The organism is Flavobacterium sp. 2755, from assembly GCF_031455715.1.
In the GTDB taxonomy this organism is placed as follows: Bacteria; Bacteroidota; Bacteroidia; order Flavobacteriales; family Flavobacteriaceae; genus Flavobacterium.
Genome location: NZ_JAVDTG010000019.1, coordinates 1 through 5,402 on the forward strand (window position 1 = coordinate 1; position 5,402 = coordinate 5,402).

Sequence of the window (5,402 nt, forward strand, 5' to 3'; positions counted from 1 at the left end):
TTTTGCACCCGCTTTGAGAGACAAGCGAAAAAGAAAATAAGACACGTTCGTAGACATATTGAATTGACAGCCGTTTTGAAAGAGATTTCAAAACAAAAGAATAAGAGTAATAGAATCGTAAGATTTGAAAAGAACCACTAGATAAAGCATCGAATAATAATATTTAAAATATACGATGAAGAGTTTGATCCTGGCTCAGGATGAACGCTAGCGGCAGGCTTAACACATGCAAGTCGAGGGGTATAGTTCTTCGGGATTAGAGACCGGCGCACGGGTGCGTAACGCGTATGCAATCTGCCTTTCACAGAGGGATAGCCCAGAGAAATTTGGATTAATACCTCATAGTATTACGACTCGGCATCGAGATGTAATTAAAGTCACAACGGTGAAAGATGAGCATGCGTCCCATTAGCTAGTTGGTAAGGTAACGGCTTACCAAGGCAACGATGGGTAGGGGTCCTGAGAGGGAGATCCCCCACACTGGTACTGAGACACGGACCAGACTCCTACGGGAGGCAGCAGTGAGGAATATTGGACAATGGGCGCAAGCCTGATCCAGCCATGCCGCGTGCAGGATGACGGTCCTATGGATTGTAAACTGCTTTTGTACGAGAAGAAACACTCCTATGTATAGGAGCTTGACGGTATCGTAAGAATAAGGATCGGCTAACTCCGTGCCAGCAGCCGCGGTAATACGGAGGATCCAAGCGTTATCCGGAATCATTGGGTTTAAAGGGTCCGTAGGCGGTTTAGTAAGTCAGTGGTGAAAGCCCATCGCTCAACGGTGGAACGGCCATTGATACTGCTGAACTTGAATTATTAGGAAGTAACTAGAATATGTAGTGTAGCGGTGAAATGCTTAGATATTACATGGAATACCAATTGCGAAGGCAGGTTACTACTAATGGATTGACGCTGATGGACGAAAGCGTGGGGAGCGAACAGGATTAGATACCCTGGTAGTCCACGCCGTAAACGATGGATACTAGCTGTTGGAAGCAATTTCAGTGGCTAAGCGAAAGTGATAAGTATCCCACCTGGGGAGTACGTTCGCAAGAATGAAACTCAAAGGAATTGACGGGGGCCCGCACAAGCGGTGGAGCATGTGGTTTAATTCGATGATACGCGAGGAACCTTACCAAGGCTTAAATGTAGATTGACCGTTTTGGAAACAGAACTTTCGCAAGACAATTTACAAGGTGCTGCATGGTTGTCGTCAGCTCGTGCCGTGAGGTGTCAGGTTAAGTCCTATAACGAGCGCAACCCCTGTTGTTAGTTGCCAGCGAGTCATGTCGGGAACTCTAACAAGACTGCCAGTGCAAACTGTGAGGAAGGTGGGGATGACGTCAAATCATCACGGCCCTTACGCCTTGGGCTACACACGTGCTACAATGGCCGGTACAGAGAGCAGCCACTGGGTGACCAGGAGCGAATCTATAAAACCGGTCACAGTTCGGATCGGAGTCTGCAACTCGACTCCGTGAAGCTGGAATCGCTAGTAATCGGATATCAGCCATGATCCGGTGAATACGTTCCCGGGCCTTGTACACACCGCCCGTCAAGCCATGGAAGCTGGGGGTGCCTGAAGTCGGTGACCGCAAGGAGCTGCCTAGGGTAAAACTGGTAACTAGGGCTAAGTCGTAACAAGGTAGCCGTACCGGAAGGTGCGGCTGGAACACCTCCTTTCTAGAGCCTCATATGTTAGTGGAAACACACGTTGAGGAAAAAAGATGCGAAACCTAATGGTTTTAAATCTAAGATTATATTACTCTTGCTGTTAGTTCAAATAATAAATTTTTAAGTAAAACAGAGTCTCGTAGCTCAGCTGGTTAGAGTACTACACTGATAATGTAGGGGTCGGCAGTTCGAGTCTGCCCGGGACTACTTTTTAAGAATTGTGAATTATAAATTATGAATTGTAAATTATAAAAAGCAAATTAAAAAGACTGAAACTTTAAAAAAAAAGGAAATTTTAGAGGTTGAGACCTTATGAGCAATAATTCATAACTCATAACTAATAACTCATCACTAAGAAAATGGGGGATTAGCTCAGCTGGCTAGAGCGCCTGCCTTGCACGCAGGAGGTCAACGGTTCGACTCCGTTATTCTCCACTGATTTACTACAAGTAGTAAATAAAAGTTCATTGACATATTGAGATAAGAAAATAATAAGAAAGTAGAAAGCGTTTTTTGTTATTCGTAACAAAAGACAAAAAAAACGGTCTTGTTTTAAATAACAAGATTGGTACAATAAGCAAAATAAGGGCGTATGGGGGATGCCTAGGCTCTCAGAGGCGATGAAGGGCGTGATAAGCTGCGAAAAGCTGCGGGGACAAGCACACATTGATTGATCCGCAGATACCCGAATGGGGCAACCCACTATGTTGAAGACATAGTACACCGATAGGTGGGCAAACCCGCTGAACTGAAACATCTAAGTAGGCGGAGGAGAAGAAAACAAAAGTGATTCCGTAAGTAGTGGCGAGCGAACGCGGATTAGCCCAAACCAGTGATGTTACGGCATTGCTGGGGTTGTAGGACCACGATATTTTATGCATGCAGAACCGGAAGTTACTGGAAAGTGACACCATAGAGGGTGATAGTCCCGTATGGGTAATAAATGTAATAGATAGTGGTATCCTGAGTAGGGCGGGGCACGTGAAACCCTGTCTGAATTTGGCGGGACCATCCGCTAAGGCTAAATACTCCTGAGAGACCGATAGTGAACCAGTACCGTGAGGGAAAGGTGAAAAGAACCGTGAATAACGGAGTGAAATAGATCCTGAAACCATACGCTTACAAGCGGTCGGAGCCCTTTCGTGGGGTGACGGCGTGCCTTTTGCATAATGAGCCTACGAGTTAACGCTGCTGGCGAGGTTAAGTGGTTAAGCCACGGATCCGCAGCGAAAGCGAGTCTGAATAGGGCGCTTTAGTCAGTAGTGTTAGACGCGAAACCGTGTGATCTACCCATGGGCAGGATGAAGCTGTGGTAACACACAGTGGAGGTCCGAACCGGTTGACGTTGAAAAGTCTTCGGATGACCTGTGGGTAGGGGTGAAAGGCCAATCAAACTCGGAAATAGCTCGTACTCCCCGAAATGCATTTAGGTGCAGCGCTGAATTAAGTTATATAGAGGTAGAGCTACTGATTGGATGCGGGGGCTTCACCGCCTACCAATTCCTGACAAACTCCGAATGCTATATAATGTTTCTCAGCAGTGAGGGCTTGGGTGCTAAGGTCCAAGTCCGAGAGGGAAAGAACCCAGACCATCAGCTAAGGTCCCCAAATATATGCTAAGTTGAAAGAACGAGGTTTGTCTGCCCAGACAGCTAGGATGTTGGCTTGGAAGCAGCCATTCATTTAAAGAGTGCGTAACAGCTCACTAGTCGAGCGGACGAGCATGGATAATAATCGGGCATAAGCATATTACCGAAGCTATGGATTTACAGTTTACTGTAAGTGGTAGGGGAGCATTCTAACAGGGTTGAAGGTGTATCGTAAGGTATGCTGGACTGGTTAGAAAAGAAAATGTAGGCATAAGTAACGATAATGCGGGCGAGAAACCCGCACACCGAAAAACTAAGGTTTCCACAGCTATGCTAATCAGCTGTGGGTTAGTCTGGTCCTAAGGCGAACCCGAAAGGGACAGTCGATGGCTAACGGGTTAATATTCCCGTACTACTAATTACTGTGATGGGGTGACGGAGTGATGAAAGCGCCGCGAACTGACGGAATAGTTCGTTAAAGTACCTAGCTATACGCTCTATAGGCAAATCCGTAGAGAGTGGTGAAATACGATAGTACTCGGAGTCTTCGGACAAAGAGATAGTGCGCCTAAGGGCTTCCAAGAAAAACCTCTAAACTTCAGGTAATTAGTACCAGTACCGTAAACCGACACAGGTAGTTGAGGAGAGAATCCTAAGGTGCTCGAGAGATTCATGGCTAAGGAATTAGGCAAAATAGACCTGTAACTTCGGGAGAAAGGTCGCCCCGAGCAATCGGGGCCGCAGTGAAGAGGTCCAGGCGACTGTTTATCAAAAACACAGGGCTCTGCAAAATCGTAAGATGAAGTATAGGGCCTGACACCTGCCCGGTGCTGGAAGGTTAAGAGGAGATGTTATCTTCGGAGAAGCATTGAATTGAAGCCCCAGTAAACGGCGGCCGTAACTATAACGGTCCTAAGGTAGCGAAATTCCTTGTCGGGTAAGTTCCGACCTGCACGAATGGTGTAACGATCTGGACACTGTCTCAGCCATGAGCTCGGTGAAATTGTAGTAACGGTGAAGATGCCGTTTACCCGCAGTGGGACGAAAAGACCCTGTGCACCTTTACTATAGCTTAGTATTGACCTTGGATAAATGATGTGTAGGATAGGTTGGAGACTATGAAGCGGCGTCGCCAGGCGTTGTGGAGTCATTGTTGAAATACAACCCTTTGTTTATCTGAGGCCTAACCCCGCGCTGCGGGGGACATTGCTTGGTGGGTAGTTTGACTGGGGTGGTCGCCTCCAAAAGAGTAACGGAGGCTTCTAAAGGTTCCCTCAGTACGCTTGGTAACCGTGCGTAGAGTGCAATGGCATAAGGGAGCTTGACTGAGAGACATACAGGTCGATCAGGTACGAAAGTAGAGCATAGTGATCCGGTGGTTCCGCATGGAAGGGCCATCGCTCAAAGGATAAAAGGTACGCCGGGGATAACAGGCTGATCTCCCCCAAGAGCTCATATCGACGGGGGGGTTTGGCACCTCGATGTCGGCTCGTCACATCCTGGGGCTGGAGAAGGTCCCAAGGGTTGGGCTGTTCGCCCATTAAAGTGGCACGCGAGCTGGGTTCAGAACGTCGTGAGACAGTTCGGTCTCTATCTACTGTGGGCGTTAGAAATTTGAGTGGATCTGATTCTAGTACGAGAGGACCGAATTGGACAAACCTCTAGTGTATCTGTTGTCCCGCCAGGGGCACCGCAGAGTAGCTACGTTTGGAAGGGATAAGCGCTGAAAGCATATAAGCGCGAAACCCACCACAAGATGAGATTTCTTTTAAGGATCGTGGAAGATGACCACGTTGATAGGCTATAGATGTAAAGGCAGTAATGTCATAGTCGAGTAGTACTAATAATCCGTAAGCTTATGTACACCCTTTTTCCCGTCCCGTTGAAAAACGGGACGGGAAGGAACTTTCTAAAACTAAAACTTACTTTTCTTTATCTCAGTATGTTAAGATATTGTTTAATTGATAATTAACAATTTATAATTGATAATTAATAATTAAAAGCTGCTCGCAGCGAATGACCTTAAGGTGGTTATTGCGGCGGGGCTCACCTCTTCCCATCCCGAACAGAGTAGTTAAGCCCGCCTGCGCAGATGGTACTGCAGTATTGTGGGAGAGTATGTCGTCGCCTTTCTTT

Annotated in this window: 2 tRNA genes and 3 rRNA genes; all 5 read left to right on the forward strand. The window is 46.9% G+C overall.

The features are described 5' to 3' along the window. Positions 1-172: 172 nt before the first annotated feature. The 5 genes from J2Y38_RS24520 (at position 173) to rrf (ending at position 5,399) form a co-directional block, all read left to right on the forward strand. Positions 173-1,686 (forward strand): 16S ribosomal RNA (locus J2Y38_RS24520). Positions 1,687-1,810: 124 nt separating this feature from the next. Continuing rightward, positions 1,811-1,884 (forward strand) — tRNA-Ile (locus J2Y38_RS24525). 154 nt (positions 1,885-2,038) lie between these two features. Then, positions 2,039-2,112: transfer RNA gene (locus J2Y38_RS24530), tRNA-Ala, on the forward strand. 136 nt (positions 2,113-2,248) lie between these two features. Beyond that, positions 2,249-5,130 (forward strand): 23S ribosomal RNA (locus J2Y38_RS24535). Positions 5,131-5,289: 159 nt separating this feature from the next. Continuing rightward, positions 5,290-5,399, forward strand: a 5S ribosomal RNA gene (gene rrf, locus J2Y38_RS24540). Together the 16S, 23S and 5S rRNA genes with 2 tRNA genes alongside form the textbook arrangement of a ribosomal RNA operon. Positions 5,400-5,402: the final 3 nt, after the last annotated feature.